Raw genomic sequence first — 18,994 nt, 5'->3', positions numbered from 1 at the left:
GTCATGGCAGTCACACTTCCCGAACCGGTCCGCGAACTGGTGGACGGCAGGAACTTCGCGACCGTGGCCACGCTGGACGCCGACGGCGGCCCGCAGACCTCGGTCATCTGGGTAGGCCTCGACGACGGCGATCTGGTCTTCAGCGCCACCGAAGACAGGTTGAAGGTGCGAAACCTCCGTCGCGACCCTCGCGCGAGCGTGTCGATCACCGACGCCGAGAACCCGTACCGGCACACGCAACTCCGTGGCACGGTCACGATCACCCCGGACCCCGAAAAGGTGCTCCCGAAGGCGCTCAGCCACAAGTACCTCGGCCAGGACCCGCCGCCGGAGGGCCCGGAGGTCGAGCGGGTGATCGTCCGCCTGCGGGTGGACAGGATCGCCGGGAACGTGGCTTAGGCTCGCGATCATGGGTGTGACCTTCAACGACGCGACCAAGAAACTCCTCGACGGCAACAACTTCCCGGTGCTGGCGACCATCAACGCCGACGGCTCCGCGCAGACGTCCGTGCTGTGGGCGAAGCGGGACGGCGACACGGTGCTCTTCGCGACCGTCCGAGGCCGTCTCAAGGAGCGGAACATGGCCAGGGACCCGCGGGTGTCCGTCTCGGTCTTCGACCAGGAGAACCCGTACGACTACGTCGAGATCCGCGGGACCGTGGAGATGACCGACGCAGGCGGGCGCGAGCTGATCAACGAGCTCTCGCACAAGTACCTCGGCAAGGACTACCCGGAGGAGCCGGCGGACGTCGTCCGCGTGCTGGTCCGGATCACGCCGACCAGGATCACCGGCAACGCCGCCTGAAGCTGAGATGAAAGGCCCCTTCATTGCAAAATTTGCAATGAAGGGCCCTTTCATCTCACGCACGGGGAGCGGCGAACACCCCACGATCGTGGCTAATGTGGGGCCCGTGACCTTTCGCGCTGTGTTGTTCGACTTCTCCGGCACGGTCTTCCGCCTCGAACAGGACGAGACCTGGCTCGCCGACCTCACCGATCACGAGGGGGAAAACCTCGACATCGAGGCCCAGACCGAGCTGATGCGCCGGATGACCGCGCCGGTCGGCCAGGTCGTCGATCTCGACGAGGAGCATCTGCACGCCTGGAACCACCGCGACCGCGACCCGGCGCTGCACCGGAAGGTGTACCTCGAGGTCCTCAAGCAGTCCGGGGTACCGCACGCCGACCAGGCCGTCGCGCTCTACACCCGGCTGATCGATCCCGGCCAGTGGACGCCGTACCCGGACACCGAAGCCGTCCTCAAGGGCGTCTCCGGCAAGGGCGTGAAGCTCGGGGTGCTGAGCAACATCGCCTTCGACATCCGGCCGGCGTTCAGCCGCCGCGGCTGGGACGCGTTCGTCGACGAGTTCATCCTGTCGTTCGAGGTCGGAGCGGTGAAGCCGGAGCCGGAGATCTTCCGCACGGCCGTCGAGCGGCTCGGCGTCGACCCGGCGGAAACGCTGATGGTCGGCGACAGCGAGGAGGCGGACGGCGCCGCGCGAGAGATCGGCTGCGCGTTCGCGCTGGTGGAGCCCCTGCCGACGACCGAGCGGCCGGACGCCCTGCTCAGCGTCATGCGCACCCATAACCTGCTGTAATACGGTCACTGCGACACCGCTCACGCCGACCCCGTACCCTTTTAGGGTGGCACTACACCTCTATGACACCGCGACCCGGAGCGTGCGGGAATTCCATCCCGCCCGTAGCGGAACGGCGTCCATGTACGTGTGTGGTGCCACCGTGCAGGGCGTTCCCCATATCGGTCACGTCCGCGGCGCGCTGAACTACGACGTCCTGCGCCGCTGGCTCGTCCACAGTGGACTCGACGTGCTGATGGTCCGCAACGTCACCGACATCGACGACAAGATCCTCACCAAGGCCGCGGACGCGGATCGTCCCTGGTGGGAGTGGGCGGCCACGCACGAGCGCGCCTTCGAATCGGCGTACGAGTCGCTGGGCTGCCTGCCGCCTTCGATCGCCCCCCGGGCGACGGGGCACGTCACGCAGATGGTCGAACTGATGCAGCGGCTGATCGACGGCGGGCACGCCTACGCCTCGGGCGGCGACGTGTACTTCTCGGTCAAGGCGTTCGACGGCTACGGCGATCTGTCCGGCCAGAAGCTCGACGAGGTCCAGCAGGGCGAGAGCCTCGGCGAGGGCAAGCGCGACGCCCGCGACTTCACGTTGTGGAAGGCCGCGAAGCCGGGCGAGCCGTCGTGGCCGACGCCGTGGGGTTCCGGCCGTCCCGGCTGGCACCTCGAATGCTCGGCGATGGCGACGGCGTACCTCGGGGCGGAGTTCGACATCCACGGCGGCGGCGTCGACCTGGTGTTCCCGCACCACGAGAACGAGCGCGCGCAGTCCAACGCGGCGGGCGACGGGTTCGCGCGGTTCTGGCTGCACAACGCCTGGGTGACCATGTCCGGCGAGAAGATGTCGAAGTCGCTGGGCAACACGGTCTCGATCCCGGCGATGCTCGAGAACTACCGGGCGCCCGAACTGCGGTACTACCTGGTCCAGCCGCACTACCGGTCGACGATCGAGTACTCCGACGGGGCGGTCGGCGAGGCCGCGCAGGGCTACCGGAGGATCGAGCAGTTCCTTCGCCGCACGGCGGGCATCGCCGGCGCGGTCCACCTCGGCGAGGTCCCGAAGGAGTTCGCCGCCGCGCTCGACGACGACCTGGCCACTCCGCAGGCCTTCGCAGTGCTGCACAACACGGTCCGCGACGGTAACGCAGCACTCGACGCGGCCGACAATTCCAAGGCACTCGAAATCGCCGCCTCCGTGCGCGCGATGACCGACGTGCTCGGCCTCGACCCGCTCTCCGCGCGCTGGTCCGAGGCGGGCGGCAACGAAACGCCCACCCGGCAGGCGCTGTCCGAACTCGTGGAAGGGCTGCTCGCCGAACGGCAGCAGGCCCGCGCCGAGAAGGACTTCGCCCGTGCGGACGCCGCGCGTGACCGCCTCCAGCAGGCGGGCATCGTGGTGGAAGACACCCCGAACGGTCCACAGTGGACCGTCAAGGACGTCTGACACTTACTCGGTCTCTAGCTCAAGGATTCTCACTGATGGCAGGCAACTCCCGGCGCCAGGGCGCTATTCGCAAGCCCGGCACGAAGAAGGGTCAGGTCGTCGGCTCCGGCGGCCAGCGCCGGAAGGGCCTCGAAGGCAAGGGCCCGACGCCCAAAGCCGAGGACCGGCCGGGGCACAAGGCGTATCGCATGTCGAACGCGCGTGACCGCAAGGAACAGGCCAGGCAGAAGAAGGCGGACAAGCCGGAACTGATCGCCGGCCGCAACCCGGTCGTCGAGGCGCTGCGCGCCGACGTGCCCGCCACCGCGCTGTACGTCGCGATCAACATCGAGATCGACGACCGCGTCAACGAGGCCGTCCGGCTCGCCGGCGACAAGGGCATCTCGATCCTGGAGATCCCGCGCGAGGAGCTCGACCGCAAGACGAACCGGGCCATGCACCAGGGCCTCGGCCTGCAGGTCCCGCCGTTCGTGTACGCCGACCCGCGTGACCTGATGGCGGTCGCGAAGGACTCGGGCCAGACCCCGCTGTTCGTCGCGCTCGACGGCGTCACCGACCCACGCAACCTCGGCGCGGTGATCCGCTCGGCCGCCGCGTTCGGCGCGCAGGGCGTCCTCCTGCCGGAGCGGCGCAGCGCGGGGATGACCGCGGTCGCGTGGCGGACCTCCGCCGGCACCGCCGCCAAGCTGCCGATCGCCGTCGCGACCAACCTGACCCGTCAGCTGAAGGCGTGGAAGGACGACGGCCTGATGGTCGTCGGGCTCGACGCGGACGGTTCGGTCGACATCGACCAGCTGGACGTCGCGTCGGATCCGCTGGTCATCGTGCTCGGCTCGGAAGGCCGCGGCCTCTCCCGGCTGGTGCGCGAGACCTGTGACGCGACCGTGTCGATCCCGATGGCCGCCGGTGTCGAGTCGCTCAACGCGTCGGTCGCGGCCGGCGTGCTGCTGGCCGAGGTGGCGCGCCGTCGTCGTATCGTGGGACGTGTCTGACCCCGCACTTCGTCGACACGGTGCGGGGTGCTCAGGCTAAGGTCACCAGCGGATAACGCGTAACCGCCCTGGGGGACCCCGCACCGATGTCGTTCATTTCACCGCTGTTCCTGTGGTACTTCATGCCGGCGGTCCTGCTCGCCGTGCTGCTGTGCCCGCGCAGCTGGCGGAACGGCATCGTCGCGGTCGGCAGCCTGATCTTCTACGCCACCGGCGCCGGGCCGTACACGCTGGTGCTGATCGGCTGCATGGTGGTCAACTTCCTGGCCGGGCCCGCGCTGGAGCCGAACGCGTGGGATCTGCAGAACAAACGACGCAAGCGGCTGCTGCTCGGGGTCATCGGCCTCAACGTCGGCATGCTGCTGATCTGGAAGTACGCGGGTTTCGCGACGCAGCAGATCGCGGCCGTCACGCACTGGTTCGGCGGCGGTTTCCCGGTGGCCGACCTCGTCATCCCGATCGGCATCTCGTTCTACACCTTCCACCACATCTCCTACGTGGTGGACATCTACCGCGGCGAACGCCGCGCGCTGCGCAACCCGGTGTCGTTCGCCGCGTACATCGCGATGTTCCCGCAGCTGGTGGCCGGGCCGATCGTGCGGTACCGCGAGATCGCCGACCAGCTGCCGCAACAACGGTCGCACCGCCTCGACGACATCGCCGCGGGCTTCCCGCGTTTCGCGCTCGGGCTGTGCAAGAAGACGATCATCGCGGACTCGCTCAGCCCGATGGTCGACGCGTGTTTCAACACGCCACCGGATCAGATGACCTTCGCGATCGCCTGGCTCGGCGCGATCGGATACACGCTTCAGCTGTTCTTCGACTTCTCCGGGTACTCCGACATGGCGATCGGGCTCGGCCGCATGCTCGGCTTCCGGCTCCCGGAGAACTTCGCGAGGCCCTACTCGTCGGTGACCATCACCGAGTTCTGGCGGCGGTGGCACATGTCGCTGTCCCGCTGGTTCCGCGACTACGTCTACATCCCGCTGGGCGGCAACCGCACCGGCGCCGGGCATACGTACCGGAACCTGTGCATCGTGTTCGTGCTGACCGGCTTCTGGCACGGCGCGCAGTGGACGTTCCTGATCTGGGGCATCTACCACGGTGCCCTGCTGATCGTGGAACGCGCTTTCGGCTACGACGTCACCCCGAAGACCCAGGCCGCCCGCATCGGCCGCCGCGCGCTGACGCTCGTGCTCGTGGTCTTCGGCTGGGTGTTCTTCCGAGCCAAGGACCTGCCGCACGCGCTCGGCATGATCGGGCACATGGTGCTGCCGGACTTCACGGGCCTCACCGACGTCGTCGAGAGCGCGGTGACCAACCAGCGGCTGCTGATCCTGCTGTGCGCGCTGGCGATCGTGTTCCTGCCCGCGCATCCGGTGACCGGGCCGCTGCTGGAGTCTTCGCGAAGCCGTCCGGCCACCGCGCTGCGGATCGGGGTGATGACCGTGGGGCTGGTGTACGCGGCCATCCTGATCGCGACCGGTACGTTCAGCCCGTTCCTCTACTACCAGTTCTGAGGGAGCCCCGAGCATGACCGATCTCGCGAAGCTGCCCGGCGTGATCCCGTACGTCGACAACCACGACGGACCGCGTCGGCTGCTCACCATCGAGATACGCCCGTACCCGTCGTCGATGGTGCCGTACGCACCGTTCGTGAGCATCGACGGCAGGCAGTACGTGGTCTCCTGGGGTGCGGTCACGTTCGAGATCCCCGCCGACCGGAACGTCCACGTCAGCGCGCATCTGCACACCAACTACGGGTCGCAGGCCGCCGCGACGCCGTTCGCCTCGATCGTCTTGGCGCCGCATGACGAGCCTGTCCGGCTGACCACGCAGTTCACCGGCAAGGGTGGTTCGATCTTCCCGGTCGGTTAGCTTCACCAAGACAAAGGCCGTTGAAATTTCCGACAAATCTCTTCGGCGGCCCTAGCCATCTCGATCGCATCTCCGGTGGACTTGTGCACATTGACTTCGATCGGCTCCAAACCCGGTGCGATCTCAATGGTAAGAGCGTAGTCGGCAACATTGATCCGCGTATCTTCTCTGGTCGGCAGATTCGTCCGACTACGAATCTCTAGATACCCGTCGGCCGAGGCTCTTTGCCGCCTCCCCATACCTCGGATGTACTCATCGGAATGCGCCAGGATGTTCCGTGCCTCCCTGACCCATGGCTGCTTGGAGTCGAACTCCGCCACGGCCTGTTCCACCTCAACTGCCAGTTCACCTGGCATGCACGAGCCCAGAAGGCCGACCGTAGACCTAAGCTGGTTCAGCGCGAACGAAAACAACATCGCGTCGGCCCGTAATTGCAACACCGCATCCAGCGAAACGAACCCCTCGAACCTGTAGGCGCGCACGTCTTCCTCCGCCGCCCGGGTTATCCGGCCACACTGCGTGTCCACCGCTTTGAGCCAAATTTTCAGATGAATCTGCGCTTGAGAGTACGACTCCGTGAAAGTATCTGGTTCCTGCACCATCGGCCCATCATCGACCTTCCCCATATCCGTCTCAAGAGGATTTCGGGTTCGGCGGCATGCGCAGCCCTACGGGGTCCCGAGGTGTGCCCGAGATCGGCAGGCCGCGAGCCGCGTCGAGCACCAGCTGAGCGAACTCCTTGCCACGCACCATCGGCAGGTAGTGCCCGGCCTTCGGGACGTTGACCAGCCTGCCGTCGGCGCAGGCGGCGAGAAAGCGGCGTTCGTGGCGGCGGAAGTGGTCGCGTGAGCCGTTGATGAGCCAGGTCGGGCCCGGGTATGTCCTGAGTTCCCCGAGCACGTCGAAGTCGGCGAATGCCTCGGCGACGTCCGGGATCACCTCGGTCGCGATGCCGCCGTCGATCACGGCCTCGGCGAGTTTCGGCGGCAGGACGCTTCGGAACTGCCGCCGGCTCAGCCCTTCGCCGTGGTCCGGCAGCCGCATGAGCAAGCGGTGCGCCAGGCGGAACGGCGCCTCCAGCGTCTTGCCGGGCAAATAGGTCGAGTCCGCGACGACCAGACCGGCGACCCGCTCCGGATGCCGTGCCGCCGCGGCGATCGCGACGAAACCACCGAGGGAATGCCCGACGACCAGCGCGGGCTCGTCGATGTCTTCGACGACCGCGTCCGCTGCCGCGTCCAGGGTGAACCGCTCGCCCCGGCGAGTGCCGTGCCCCGGCAGGTCGACCGCTCTCGACGGCAGCGCGGAACGTTCCAGCTGCTCGGACCAGGCGGCACCGCTGAGCCGGATGCCGTGGACGAAGACGAGGGTAACCATGGACTACCTCCTGAATGCAACGCACCGTTGCGTTGCAAAGTACGCGCGATCGCGCCGTAACGCAACGGTGCGTTGTATTGTTCTCAGGTGACCACCCGGAACGGCCCCCGCAAGGCCGAGGCGATCTTCGCCGCAACCCTCGAACTACTGGCCGAGCACGGTTACGACAAGCTCGCCATCGAGGCCGTCGCCGCGCGGTCCGGCGTCAACAAGACGACGCTGTACCGATGGTGGCCATCGAAGGACGCGCTACTGGCCGCCGCGCTGCGCGATTCGGGACTGTTCGCCGTCGACGTCCCCGACACCGGCAGCCTGCGCGGCGATCTCCTTGCCGTGGCAACACAAATCCACCGGCTGCTGACTTCGGAGCGCACCGCGCCGGTCGTCACGGCGGCACTGACGGCAGGCCCCCGACGTCCGGAACTCGGTGACGTGTCACGGAGTTTCTTCGCCGACCGCATGGCGCGTGAAGAGCCGATCTTCGAACGCGCCGTCATGAGAGGAGAACTGCGCGACGGCGTCGATCCGGTCCTGGTGATGGATCTGCTCGCGGGGGCGATCTGGTTCCGGCTACTGCTGCGCGGCGGCGAAGCCGGTCCGAAATTTCTCGAAGAGGCTGTCGACACGGTACTGGGCGGTGCCGCGTGAAAATCGCACTGAAGATCGAATCCGAGCGGCTCGAAGATTATCTCGTCGCCGACGCGGTCGTCGATCACGATCATCCACTGATCCGCGAAACGGCTGACAGGCTGTCACCGACCGGCGGCACCGACGTCGACGTGATTCGTTCGATGTTTCACTTCGTGCGCGACGAGATCGACCATACGGTGGACGCGGCCGATTCCCGGATCACCCTTATGGCCTCCGAGGTTCTGCGCGAGCGGGTCGGACTCTGCTACGCGAAGGCCCACCTGCTGGCCGCTTTGCTTCGCAGCCAAGGCATCCCGGCCGGGTTCTGCTATCAGCGGATCGGGGTCCTGCACGGGCTCAACGGCGTGTATCTCGCGAACCTGGACCGGTGGATCCGGCTCGACCCCAGAGGCAACAAAAATGGTGCGGACGCGCGCTTTCCTTTGATACAAGCGAGCCTGCTGGAAGATGAGCGGCTCGCGTGGACACTGGACCCCGGTAGAGGCGAGATCGACTTCCCCACGGTCTACACCACACCGTCTTCGGCTGTCGTCGAAACCCTGTCGTCGGCGAAGCCCGGACCCGCGTGGTACGAAGGAATCCTTCCACACGCTCCGTGAGTGGTTTTTCCGTGATCCGGCGAAACCTCCGATGCGAAACCGGTATCGCCGAGCGTCACATTCGTTGTTGGTACCTTTCCCCCGAATTTCTTATTTCGACATTGTCACGAGGCGCGTAGAGTAACTCCCCGCACTCGAACAGATACGCAATGCGTTCGTCCGTTCGAGTGCAGATCAAGGAGGTGACCCACGTGCCCGCGGAAGCCGACCGGCTCCGCCGTACCACGTTGCAAGAGATCTTCTGGACCAGGACGAGTCTGCTGCTCACCGTACTGGTCGTCATCGCGGGCCTCAGCCTGTGGATCTCCAGCATGATGGATCCCGGCGCCGGTAAAACGCTGATCACTTCACTGGGCACCGGCACCCTGATCTCGGCGGTGGTCGGCTTCGGCCAGACCTTGATCACCGCCACCGCGTCACAGCGCGCGATGGTGACCCCGGTGATCGAGGAGAGCCGCCGCGCGCTGGAAGCGCTCAGCGCCGAATACCGTTCGCTCAACAAGGAATTCTTCCCCACCCACGTCTTCGAGGCGACCACCGATCCGGATCCGTTGTTCAACCGGATCATGACCGAAGACCTCGACGTGACCAGGCACTACTTCTTCCGCGGGTTCTCCGGCAGGCACGCCGCGGCCCGATTGCTGTTGTCCCGCACCGAAAGGGAGCTGCGCGTGGTCATCGCCGACCCGCGTGACGAGGGAGCGATCAGCGGCAGGGCGCGCTATCTCCTGCGCAGCGAAGAAGCGGGCATGGACTACGAGACGATCCAAACGCGGCTCAACGACGAGATCAGCATCGGTCTGGTCGGACTGTTCCTGGCCCGTAGCCGATGCTCACTGGTGGACATCACCGTCGTCGCCGACCCGCCGCTGGACCGGCTCGAAGTCTTCGACGAGAGCGTTTGGGTGACCTTGTACAGCGACATCCGCGGCGCGACCACGCTTTATCCGCGAACGCTGCGATTCAGCGAGGGTTCCTTTCTGTACAACAAGGAACGCTCCGAATTCCTGCGTGTGTCCCAATCCCGATCCGGGCGACACTTCCGCATCTCCACCACGACGACGAGGGCGGATTTCCTCGCCCTGTACGAAAAGATCACCGGCTCTCCCCTGTCCGAAGAGAACTTCCTCGAACTGGAAGGAAAATTCCACGCCTTCCGGAAGGAGTTCACCACACTCGCCGAGTTGAACCCCTGACCACTCGGCGTCGCAGAGCACTAGATTTGAGGAGCTGAAGTTGCTCACTCGCTTGTCCCCCCTCACCCAGCTCTCCGCGCTGCTCCGAACCACGGATCTGCCGCTGGCGCAGCACTGGCAGATCGTCGACGAGATCTTCCGCGGCTGGACGTCGAGACCAGACCTGCGCGACGATCTCCGGCGGCACCTGGATTCGCTGAGTCCGGACGAGGCGAGCGCGATACTCGCGCGGTCGCGGGAGACCACCACTCATTTCGCCTGGTGCCTGCTCGATTGCCCGACCGACCCTTTTTCGGTCTGGCTGCACGAGTACAAGGCGCCGGAGGACTGGCGTGAGGGGTACGCCGATTCCGTGCACAACCACAGATATCACTTCTGCACCATGCTCCTCCGTGGCAACTATATCCACGAGCGGTATTCGACCCTGCGCGACCAGGTTTCCGGATTGATCACATCGGTTCGGTTACGACGTAGCACGCTGTGTCGGACGGGGTCGGTAGGCGTCATGTACGCGGACGAGTTCCATCGGATTCCCGAGGCCACCGAAGGGACTATGACGTTTCTCGTTAAATCACGCCCGGTAAGCGAGTTCAGTCTTTCCTATGACCCGAAGACCGGAACAGGGCATCGTCACGTTCCGGTTGAGGTCCGATTGGGGGACCTCGCGGGCCGCATCTAACTACACACCGCCGTCGAAGGCGCATACGCTTACTCCGCCCGTCTGTAAACGGGATCGGAGAGGTGTATGCGCGCGCGAAAGAGCACGATTCCTTCCCAGACCATCGACGCCGTCGAGCATCGCGTCCGGCGACTGTGCTGGCGTCATGCCGACAAACTGCAGTTCCACGGCTGGCATCACGTGAGTTTCGTCCGGGCCAAGGCCGCGGGGTTCGCCGACCACAACGGGGCGGACCGCACCGTCGTCGAAGTGGCGGCGCTGGTGCACGATGTGAACTACATCGTGCTCCGCAACTCCCCCGCGGCCGCCGGGCGAGACCTCCGGATGGACATCCTGCGGGAATGCGGTGTCGAGGAGGGCATGGCCCGATGGGTCGACGAGATCGTCGACGAAGCCGAGATGGCGACCAGAGGGCGGCACATCTCGCTCGAAGCCCAGGCGTTGAGCGACGCCGATACGCTGTTCAAGGCACTGCCGGTGACGCCTGTCGTTCTCGCCCACCGCTATCTGCGGGAGAACGGGTTGAGCCTCCGCGAGCTGGCGCACAAGATCGTCGGCGAACAACGCGACGTCCACGACAGCGGTTACTACTTCTACAACCCCAAGGCCGCGGAGAACTACTCCCGATGGGCGTTGGCGAATCTCCAGTTGTGGCAGTGCATCAAGGAAGCCGTCGACGATCCGACGGTCGTCGAGCTTCTCGACGCGGTGCACGCCGTCGATGCCACGGACTTCGAGGCCGAGCCCGCCGCTTCCTAGCGTCGCGTGAGCCAGCTTGCTTGCCGTTTGGTTCGTGATCCGCCGGCAAACGGCGGTTTTCGCGTGATCAGACGCGTGACACGCGTGATCGGAGACGGAACACGCGTGGCGTCAGCGCTGGCCGTAGCCGCGGAGTTTCTCCACGACGTGCTCGATCTCGGCGGGCGGGAGGAGATTCGGCGTTCCCGCCGACCGTGCCGTCAGCCAGACCTGGCAGACCCACTCGAGCTGCTGCGCCCGGCTGTACGCGGAGCCGAGGCTGTCGCCGTAGGTGGTGGTGCCGTGGTTCGCCAGCAGACAGCCTCGGCGGCCGTCCAGGGCCTCCAGCATGGCCTTGGCGAGCTCCTCGGTGCCGTACGTCGCGTAGGGCGCGACGCGGGCCGTCGGGCCGATCGCGGCGAGCATGTAGTGGATCGGCGGCACCTCGGTGACGAGGGTGGAGACGGCCGTGGCGTGCACGGAATGCGTGTGCACCACGGCCGACACCGGTTTGCCGTCCGGATCCGTCGCCTGCCGGTACACGGTGAGGTGCATCGGGAGTTCGCTGGTCGGTTTGAGCGAGCCGTCGACGACCTCACCGTCCAGGCCGACCACCGGCACGTCTTCCGGCCGCAGCCCGGCGTAGTCGACGCCCGTCGGGGTCACCGCGATCAGCTCGCCCTGCCTCGCGGAGACGTTCCCGGAGGTGCCGACCACGAGTCCGTCGGTGGTCATCCGGCGGGCGAATTCGCAGACCGCCGCGCGTTCTTCGGCCAGGATCACCGTCACAACCTCCATAGTCCGCGGGCCGCGGCCAGTGAGGCCTGGTAGTCGGCGTAGCCCTGCTCGTAGAACCCTACGTTCTCGGGGCGAACCTCGACGACGCGTGCGCTCTCCGCCCAGAGCTCCCGGTCGACCGGTTCGCCGAGAGCGTCCGCGGCGACGATCACCGCGCCGCGAGCCCCGACCCCGGGATCGCCGGGGATCACGATGGGCCGTCCGAGAACGTCGGCGAAAACCCGTGTCCACTCGAGCGAGCGGACCCCGCCGCCGCAGGCGTACAACGTGCCGGTGAGTCCGGCCGCCTCGAAGCAATGCCTTGCCGCGTAAGCGATCGACTCACACAGCGCCCGGACGATGTCGCCGCGCTCGCTCTCCAGGCTCAGCCCGGAGAACTGCGCCCTGGCCGAAGCGTCGACGAACGGCGCCCGCTCACCGGACGCGGAGAGGAACGGCAGCGCACGAACGCCGCCCGCGCCGGGACTGCTCGAGTCGAGCAGCGAGCCGATCTCCTCGACCGCGATTCCGAACAGGCGGCACACCCAGTCGATTCCCGCGGTGCCGACCATCGCCGGCATCGCCCGCAGGAACTCGCCTTCCTCCGGCGTGCAGAGGAACATGCCCGCAGGCTCGCCCTCCGGATCGAAGTCCGCCGAATCCGTCAGGACCTGGCAGGCGAGTGTGGTGCCGGCGGTGAGGATGCCGTCGCCCGCTCGTCGCACTCCGGCGCCGATCGCGCTGGCGGGCAGGTCGAACGGCCCCGCGGTGACCGGCAGCCCGACGGGAAGACCGAGCAGCCCGGCCCCGCGCTCGTCCAAACGGAAGACGGTCTTCGGCGCCGCCGGTTCCACGAACAGGCTTCTGCGGTGAGAGAGCCCGACGGCCGCGATGGCGTCTTCGTCGTAATGCCGGGTGGCCGGGTTCAGGAAAGGCAGCGAAGCATCGGAAGCGTCGACGGTGATCTCGCCGGTCAGCCGCTGGAGCACCGCGTCGACGCAGTAACCCGCCACCGCCGCCCTGTCCAGCGACTCCGGTTCATGAGCGTCCAAAAAGGACATGATCGCCGCGGCGCAGCCGGGGAACATTCCCGACGCGGTGCGGCGGAACACTTCCCTCGTCACTCCGTCGGCCTGCCATTTGGCGAGCAGCGAGTTCGCCCGTCCGTCGAGCCACGAGATCGCCGGTCGCACGGCCTCGCCGGATTCGTCGCGCAGCCACAACCCGTCGCCCTGACCGGTGAGGGCCAATGCGGTGACCGGGCCGTCGAGCCCGGCGGCGACCTTGCGCACCACCGTCGCCACGGTGCCGAGCACCTGGTCGAGGTCTTGTTCGACCAGCCCGCCCGGCAAGTGGTGCACCTCGGACGTGGTGCAGGCGCTCGCCACGGACATCCCGGCCTTGTCGAAGACGACCGCCTTCGTCAGTGACGTGCCGATGTCGACGCCGATGATCATGGCCGCAGGACCTCGGGGTTCGCCAGATTCGCGAGCGTCTCGCCGCGCGCGTACCGGCCGACTTCGGCGGCGACGATGTTCGCCGCCCGCTCCGCCGTCTGCCTGCTGGCTCCGGCGAGATGCGGGGTCGCGATCACGTTCGGCGCGTCCCGCAGTGCCCAATCCGCGGGCGGCGGCTCGACGTCGTACACGTCCAGCGCGAGCGCGCCGAGCCGTCCCGAGCGCAGGGCTTCCGGCAGCGGGGAGTAGTCCAGGAGGCCACCGCGCGCGGTGTTGACCAGCACGGCGCCTTTCGGCAGCAGGGCGAGTTTGGCGGCATCGATCAGATGCCGGGTCTCCTCGGTGAGCCGGGCGTGCAGGCTCACCACGAAACTGCGGCGCAGCAGGTCGTCCAGTTCGACGAGCTCCGCACCGTCGGCGCTGATCTTGGCGGGGTCGGCGAACGGATCCGCCACCAGCACCTTCGCCCCGAACGCGACGAGGACCTTGGCCACCCGCGCGCCGATCGCGCCGTATCCGACCAGGCCGACGGTGGTCCCGTCGAGTTCGAGACCGGTCTGGTCGTAGGCGTAGTAGTCGCCACGCCAGGTGCCGCCCAGCAATTCGGCCGAGGAGGTCGAGATCCGGCGCATCGCGGCCAGGATCATCCCCACCGCGAATTCGGCGGCGGCACCGGCGTTACGGCCGGGCGCGTACGTCACCGCGACACCCGCCTCGGTGGCCGCGGCGAGGTCCACGTTGACCGGGCCTCCCCGGCACACCGACACGAGCTTGAGGCCGGGCGCGGCGGCGAACACCTGTTTGGTGAACGGTGCCATCTGGGTCACCGCGACCTCGGCTCCCGCCAAAGCCTCGATCACCTGCTCTTCGGTGCCGCTGGCCTCGTGCACGTTCGCGACCGGGCCGAACGGCTCCACCGGCCATGGCAAGGTCAGTTCCGAGAACTCGTGCCCGTCGCCGATCTCGGCACGGACGGCCTCGGCCAGCAGGCCGGTGCCGACGAAATGGTCTCCCGCAGCGAGTATCCGCAACTCTGCGTCCTCTCTCCGTGCCCGCATCGGGCGCTTCTCAGTGTCTGTCGGTGAACCCGCGAACGCAATCGACGCCGGTTCAGTGGGCCTTCTCGTAGTCGGTGATGTGCGCGACCTTGCTCGCGCTGGCCGAGGCCGGGTCGAAGCGGTAGCCGACCCATTCGGCGACGATCTTCTTCGCCAGCTCCGGGCCGATCGCCCGCGCGCCGAAGGTGATCACCTGGCAGTCGTTCGATTTGACCGACCGCTCGGCGGAGTACGAGTCGTGCGCGACCGTGGCCCGGACACCCGGGACCTTGTTCGCCGAGATGGCCATGCCGATCCCGGTCCCGCAGACCAGTACGCCGCGATCCGCCTCGCCTCGTGCGATCGTCTCCGCCGCCGCGAGGCCGAGCAACGGGTATGCCTTGTCGTCCGATCCGTCGGCCACGCCGAGGTCGGTGACCTCGTCCACCCTCTCGTCGGCGAGGAGCAGGTCGCGCAGCTGATCCTTGAGCGCCACCCCGGCGTTGTCCGCCGCCACCACGATCCGCATTCAGTCTTCCTTTCCCAGCGCCTGGCCGACCGCGGTGACGAGCAGCGCGAACGAGGTGGCCCCGGGATCGGGGTGTCCCTTGCTCCGCTGTGCCAACCGTGCCGCCCTTCCCTTGGCGGGCAACAGGTCCGCCGTCGCCTCGGCCGCGCTCGCGACGGCCTGGGCCGCCTTCTGCCACGCCTGCGGGACGTCGGCGCCCGCCTTCGCCTGTTCGCGCAACGCCAGCCTGAACGGCTCGATGGCGTCGAGCATGGTCTTTTCACCGGGCTCGGCCTTGCCCAGCTCGACGAAGGCCGTCACGGCTCCGTCCACAGCGTCCGCGAGGACCGCCGAGGTGACCTCACCTCCGGACCGGCCTTGCAAACCCGCGCCGGTCTCGGCCAGCAGGACCCCGTACAGGGCCCCGGAAGCTCCACCCGCCGCGTCCGCGAACGCCGTCCCGGCGGCCAGGAGGGCGGTGGACGGCGAGTCTCCGTCACGCCGCGCGGCGGCCACCGCGGCCCGCATACCTCGGGTCATGCCCAGACCGTGGTCGCCGTCCGCCGCGACCGCGTCCAGCCTGCCGAGTTCGGCTTCGTTGGCCTCGATGTCGTGGAGGGCCGCCGTCAACGCGCGGTCCACGATGCCCTTGCCCGGTTCGGCCTCCGCCAGCAGCGAGTCCACTGTGGACTCCAGTGGAACCTGTGCCAGCGCGGCGCCGGTGCTCCGATAGCCCGGGGTGTCGCAGGGGGCGGCGTAAAGCTCGGCGAGTTCGTCGTCGAGCACCAGGATCGACAGCGAGACACCCGCCATGTCGAGTGACGTGACGAACTCGCCGACCTCGGTGTGCAGCGGGCTGAGCCCCGCCGCGGCGAGCCGTTCGTGGACCCGCGTGTAGGTCGCGAACATCTCCTCGTACTTGGTGCGGCCCAGCCCGTTCAGCAGGACGACCACGCGGCCGTCGCCCTCCGGCAGTTCCGGGAGGAGACCGTCGACCAGTTCGTCCGCCAGTTCCCGTGCGCTCAGCCTGCCGACCGTGCGTACGCCGGGCTCGCCGTGGATGCCGAGCCCCAGCTCCATCTCGCTCTCGCCGACGGTGAACAGCGGGGCGGACGCGCCGGGCAGGGTGCACCCGCCGAACGCCACCCCGAACGTCCGAGTGTTGGCATTCGCCTTCTCCGCCACCGCGTGCACGGCCGCGAGGTCGTCACCGCGTTCGGCGGCGGCACCGGCGATCTTGAAGACCAGGAAGTCACCCGCCACGCCGCGACGCCGTTCCGGCGCGTCCGCGGGACCGCTGGCGATGTCGTCGGTGACCAGGATCGTGCGGCTCTCGACGCCCTCGGCCGCCAGCCTGCGCGCGGCGAGCCCGAAGTGCAGCACGTCGCCTTGGTAGTTGCCGTAGCCGAAGAGCACACCGGCACCGCTCTCCGCGGCCCTCGCCGTGCGATAGACCTGCTCGGCACTCGGACTGGTGAACACGTCGCCCACCACGGCACCGTCGGCCAGACCGGGACCGACCAGCCCGGCGAACGCGGGATAGTGCCCGCAGCCGCCGCCGATCACCACCGCCACCTTGGGTTCGGACTCCTCCCGGCGCAGTACGCCATAGGCGCCGGGGACCTTGCGCACCGAACGCCCGTAGGCGGTGACGAACCCGTCGAGCCAATCGCGTTTGAACGTCTCCGCGGCACCCAGGACCGTCATCGCCCGCTCGCTTCCGCGAATTCACCGGACAGGTACGCGAGCAGCTTGCGGCGGACGTCGTCGTTGTTCTCCGCCACCTCGGCGGCCAGCTCCAGCGCGTCCGGCTTCGGCGGGTACACCGGATTCGGCAGCGCGATCACGGTGAGCCCTGCCGCGGCGGCGGCGCGGATTCCGTTGCTGGAATCTTCGACGCCAAGGCATTCCTCGCCCGACCGGCCGAGCCTGGCCGCGGCTTCGAGATAGACATCGGGACTCGGCTTGCCCCTGGCGACCTCGGCACTGGAGACGGTCGCGGCGAACTCACCGGTGAGACCGTGCTTGTCGAGTACCGCGTCGATCACCCGGCGGGCGGCCGACGACGCCAGCGCGACCGGCACCTTCGCGCTCACCTCGCGGACCATCTCGCCCGCTCCCGGCAGCAGAGGCGCCTCCCCCGCTTCGATCGCGGCGATCATGCCGTCCACCACGGCACGCTCGACCTCGACCGCGCTTTCCGTCGTGCCGGACCGCTTCGCGAGGTACGCGGCCCATTCGGGCGCGCTCATCCCCTGCACGGACGCGGTGTCCTCAGCGGTCCATTCGGTCCGGTGCCGGGCGGCGTACGCCACCCAGTTCTCCTCCCAAAGGTGTTCACTGTCGACGAGGACACCGTCCAGGTCGAACACCACCGCGGCGAGTGCCATCCGGCATCTCCTTTCACATCGATGCTGTTAAGTTAACATCGATGATGTGATCTGGACAAGTCCTGAGGAGGGATCCCGTGGTCGCACGGTTGTTATTGGCACGGCACGGCCAGACCGAATGGCACGCCGAGAACCGGTACGCGGGCAGCAGCGACGTCGCGCTGACCGAGGAGGGAGTCAGGCAAGCGGGCGAACTCGCCGGGTTCGCCGCGGCGGCCGGGCCGTCCGCGGTGTTCTGCTCGCCGCAGAGCCGGGCGCGTCGTACGGCGGAGCCGTCGGCCGAGGCGTTGGGCCTCCCCTTGCGCGTGGTCGGCGAACTGCGTGAAGTCCACTTCGGACTGATGGAAGGACGCACCCGGGACGAGCTCGCCGCCTCGGATCCCGATGCGGTCGCGAGGTTTCTCGCCGATCCGGTGGCCGGCGCCGTCCCCGGCTCGGAGCCGCCGGGGGAAGCGGCCGCCCGCGGAGCGAGGGCACTGCGCGGCATCGCCGCCGAGGTCCCGGGCGAGACGGTGCTGGTCGTCGCGCACAACACGCTGATCAGACTGACGTTGTGCGAACTGCTCGGCATCCCGCTCGAGACCTACCGCACGGTGTTCCCGCGACTCGACAACGCGGCCGTCACCGAGATCGCGATCGACGGCACGCGCACCGGCCTGCTGCGCCTCAATCAGCCGGCGCGCACGCGATACTGGACACCATGAGCGATGAGAAGACGGCCGGTGCGAGCGCACACTCTCGTAACACGCGTCAGCGGCAGATCACCGAACACGTCTTCGAATCCGGCTCCGCCACCATCGCCGACCTGGTGGAACTGACCGGCGTCAGCACCATGACCGTGCACCGGGACGTCGACGAGCTGGTCCGGCGCGGCCTGCTGAGGAAATACCGGGGAGGTGTGTCGGCCATGCCGTCGACCGTCTTCGAAAGCAACGCCGACTACCGGATGAACGTGCACTCCGAGGAGAAGATGGCGATCGCCGCGCACGCGCTCGCCCGCGTCGAACCGGGGATGTCGATCCTGCTCGACGACTCCACGAGCGCGCTCGCGCTGGCGAAGATGCTGCACCGCGTCACGCCGCTGACCGTCGCGACGAACTACCTCGGCGCCATCGAACTCCTCAAAGGCGTGCCCGACCTGCGGCTCATCTGCATCGGCGGCGACTACTCCGCGACCCACGACTCGTTCCTCGGCATGCAGAGCCTCGAGGCGATCGAGCGGATCAACGTCGACGCGACCTTCGTTTCGACGTCGGCGATGAACACGCGGATGACCTTCCACCAGGAGCCGGAGATCGTGATGCTGAAACGCGCGATGCTGGCCAGCGCGCGGACGAAGATTCTGCTGATGGACCACAGCAAGACCGAACGCGCGGCACTGCACCGGCTGGCGCCGTTGAGCGACTTCGACGTGCTGATCGTCGACGACGGGGTGGAGGAACACCTGGCCGAGGAGATGCGAAGCCAGGTGGAAGTGGACCTCGCGGAGCTCTGAGGGCTTCGGGCCTGGGCCGGGACCGCAATGAAGGGGCCTTTCATCGCAAATTTTGCGATGAAAGGCCCCTTCATTGAGCCTTTTTCATCCTGGTGGTGGGGTAGGTGTGTTGGTGCTGTGAACGTGGCGAAGCTCCTGGTAGATGGATCGTCGACCAAGATCAACCCAGGAGCCACCAGGAGCT

Annotated in this window: 22 protein-coding genes; 14 read left to right on the top strand and 8 right to left on the bottom strand. The window is 67.6% G+C overall.

What is annotated here, in order from left to right:
• Positions 1–3 precede the first annotated feature (3 nt).
• The 7 genes from DL990_RS34800 to DL990_RS34770 all read left to right on the top strand — a co-directional run bounded on the left by DL990_RS34800 (position 4) and on the right by DL990_RS34770 (position 5,906).
• On the top strand, positions 4–399 hold the full coding sequence (locus tag DL990_RS34800) for a PPOX class F420-dependent oxidoreductase (RefSeq protein ID WP_125786109.1): 396 nt from the start codon (positions 4–6) through the stop codon (positions 397–399).
• A gap of 10 nt (positions 400–409) precedes the next feature.
• Positions 410–805, top strand: coding sequence for a PPOX class F420-dependent oxidoreductase (locus DL990_RS34795; RefSeq protein WP_125786110.1), 396 nt, complete (start codon positions 410–412; stop codon positions 803–805).
• 106 nt (positions 806–911) lie between these two features.
• A complete protein-coding gene (locus tag DL990_RS34790; protein ID WP_125786111.1) occupies positions 912–1,598 on the top strand; it encodes an HAD family hydrolase in 687 nt (228 codons plus the stop codon).
• A gap of 46 nt (positions 1,599–1,644) precedes the next feature.
• Positions 1,645–3,036, top strand: a complete 1,392-nt coding sequence (gene cysS, locus DL990_RS34785; protein WP_125786112.1) for a cysteine--tRNA ligase — start codon at positions 1,645–1,647, stop codon at positions 3,034–3,036.
• 35 nt (positions 3,037–3,071) lie between these two features.
• Positions 3,072–4,028, top strand: coding sequence for a 23S rRNA (guanosine(2251)-2'-O)-methyltransferase RlmB (gene rlmB / locus DL990_RS34780; protein ID WP_125786113.1), 957 nt, complete (start codon positions 3,072–3,074; stop codon positions 4,026–4,028).
• 86 nt (positions 4,029–4,114) lie between these two features.
• Positions 4,115–5,548, top strand: coding sequence for an MBOAT family protein (locus DL990_RS34775; protein ID WP_125791255.1), 1,434 nt, complete (start codon positions 4,115–4,117; stop codon positions 5,546–5,548).
• Positions 5,549–5,561: 13 nt separating this feature from the next.
• Positions 5,562–5,906, top strand: coding sequence for a hypothetical protein (locus tag DL990_RS34770; protein ID WP_125786115.1), 345 nt, complete (start codon positions 5,562–5,564; stop codon positions 5,904–5,906).
• A gap of 2 nt (positions 5,907–5,908) precedes the next feature.
• Here the strand turns inward: DL990_RS34770 and DL990_RS34765 are convergent, their stop codons facing one another.
• Together DL990_RS34765 and DL990_RS34760 are read right to left on the bottom strand one after the other, a co-directional pair.
• On the bottom strand, positions 5,909–6,508 hold the full coding sequence (locus tag DL990_RS34765; RefSeq protein ID WP_125801266.1) for a hypothetical protein: 600 nt from the start codon (positions 6,506–6,508) through the stop codon (positions 5,909–5,911).
• A 31-nt stretch (positions 6,509–6,539) separates the two neighbouring features.
• Positions 6,540–7,283 carry an alpha/beta fold hydrolase gene (locus tag DL990_RS34760; protein WP_125801265.1) on the bottom strand — a complete coding sequence of 248 codons (744 nt, stop codon included), beginning with the start codon at positions 7,281–7,283 and terminating at the stop codon, positions 6,540–6,542.
• A gap of 87 nt (positions 7,284–7,370) precedes the next feature.
• On the opposite strand from DL990_RS34760, the gene DL990_RS34755 reads away from it, so the two are divergent.
• From DL990_RS34755 to DL990_RS34735, 5 genes are all read left to right on the top strand, one after another.
• Positions 7,371–7,931 carry a TetR/AcrR family transcriptional regulator gene (locus tag DL990_RS34755; protein ID WP_125786117.1) on the top strand — a complete coding sequence of 187 codons (561 nt, stop codon included), beginning with the start codon at positions 7,371–7,373 and terminating at the stop codon, positions 7,929–7,931.
• Positions 7,928–8,533: a transglutaminase family protein gene (locus DL990_RS34750; RefSeq protein ID WP_125801264.1), complete on the top strand. Its 606-nt coding sequence runs from the start codon at positions 7,928–7,930 to the stop codon at positions 8,531–8,533. The genes DL990_RS34755 and DL990_RS34750 overlap by 4 nt, the downstream gene beginning before the upstream one ends.
• A 149-nt stretch (positions 8,534–8,682) precedes the next feature.
• A complete protein-coding gene (locus DL990_RS34745) occupies positions 8,683–9,729 on the top strand; it encodes a hypothetical protein (protein WP_199746723.1) in 1,047 nt (348 codons plus the stop codon).
• 40 nt (positions 9,730–9,769) lie between these two features.
• Entirely contained in the window at positions 9,770–10,408 is a 639-nt protein-coding gene (locus tag DL990_RS34740) for a hypothetical protein (RefSeq protein WP_125801263.1), read from the top strand.
• Positions 10,409–10,474: 66 nt separating this feature from the next.
• Positions 10,475–11,167: an HD family phosphohydrolase gene (locus tag DL990_RS34735; protein WP_125786120.1), complete on the top strand. Its 693-nt coding sequence runs from the start codon at positions 10,475–10,477 to the stop codon at positions 11,165–11,167.
• A 111-nt stretch (positions 11,168–11,278) separates the two neighbouring features.
• Here the strand turns inward: DL990_RS34735 and DL990_RS34730 are convergent, their stop codons facing one another.
• The 6 genes from DL990_RS34730 to DL990_RS34705 form a co-directional block, all read right to left on the bottom strand.
• The gene (locus DL990_RS34730; protein ID WP_125786252.1) at positions 11,279–11,929 is read right to left on the bottom strand and encodes a class II aldolase/adducin family protein; all 651 of its coding nucleotides are present in this window, start codon (positions 11,927–11,929) and stop codon (positions 11,279–11,281) included.
• Between the two features lie 2 nt (positions 11,930–11,931).
• Complete coding sequence (locus DL990_RS34725) at positions 11,932–13,380, bottom strand: FGGY-family carbohydrate kinase (RefSeq protein WP_125786121.1); 1,449 nt, start codon at positions 13,378–13,380, stop codon at positions 11,932–11,934.
• Positions 13,377–14,411, bottom strand: coding sequence for a 2-hydroxyacid dehydrogenase (locus tag DL990_RS34720; RefSeq protein ID WP_125786253.1), 1,035 nt, complete (start codon positions 14,409–14,411; stop codon positions 13,377–13,379). The genes DL990_RS34725 and DL990_RS34720 overlap by 4 nt, the downstream gene beginning before the upstream one ends.
• Before the next feature lie 79 nt (positions 14,412–14,490).
• The gene (locus DL990_RS34715; protein WP_125786122.1) at positions 14,491–14,946 is read right to left on the bottom strand and encodes a ribose-5-phosphate isomerase; all 456 of its coding nucleotides are present in this window, start codon (positions 14,944–14,946) and stop codon (positions 14,491–14,493) included.
• The gene (locus DL990_RS34710) at positions 14,947–16,632 is read right to left on the bottom strand and encodes a dihydroxyacetone kinase family protein (RefSeq protein WP_125801262.1); all 1,686 of its coding nucleotides are present in this window, start codon (positions 16,630–16,632) and stop codon (positions 14,947–14,949) included.
• A complete protein-coding gene (locus DL990_RS34705) occupies positions 16,629–17,315 on the bottom strand; it encodes an HAD family phosphatase (protein ID WP_125786124.1) in 687 nt (228 codons plus the stop codon). The genes DL990_RS34710 and DL990_RS34705 overlap by 4 nt, the downstream gene beginning before the upstream one ends.
• Before the next feature lie 77 nt (positions 17,316–17,392).
• On the opposite strand from DL990_RS34705, the gene DL990_RS34700 reads away from it, so the two are divergent.
• Both DL990_RS34700 and DL990_RS34695 read left to right on the top strand, forming a co-directional pair.
• Positions 17,393–18,019: a histidine phosphatase family protein gene (locus tag DL990_RS34700; protein WP_125801261.1), complete on the top strand. Its 627-nt coding sequence runs from the start codon at positions 17,393–17,395 to the stop codon at positions 18,017–18,019.
• Positions 18,016–18,810 carry a DeoR/GlpR family DNA-binding transcription regulator gene (locus DL990_RS34695; RefSeq protein WP_125786126.1) on the top strand — a complete coding sequence of 265 codons (795 nt, stop codon included), beginning with the start codon at positions 18,016–18,018 and terminating at the stop codon, positions 18,808–18,810. Before DL990_RS34700 ends, DL990_RS34695 begins: the two co-directional genes overlap by 4 nt.
• Positions 18,811–18,994: the final 184 nt, after the last annotated feature.

This window comes from Amycolatopsis sp. WAC 01416 (genome assembly GCF_003947485.1).
In the GTDB taxonomy this organism is placed as follows: domain Bacteria; phylum Actinomycetota; class Actinomycetes; order Mycobacteriales; family Pseudonocardiaceae; genus Amycolatopsis.
Note: the sequence above shows the minus strand (reverse complement) of the source record. Positions and strands in the feature narration are given on the sequence as shown.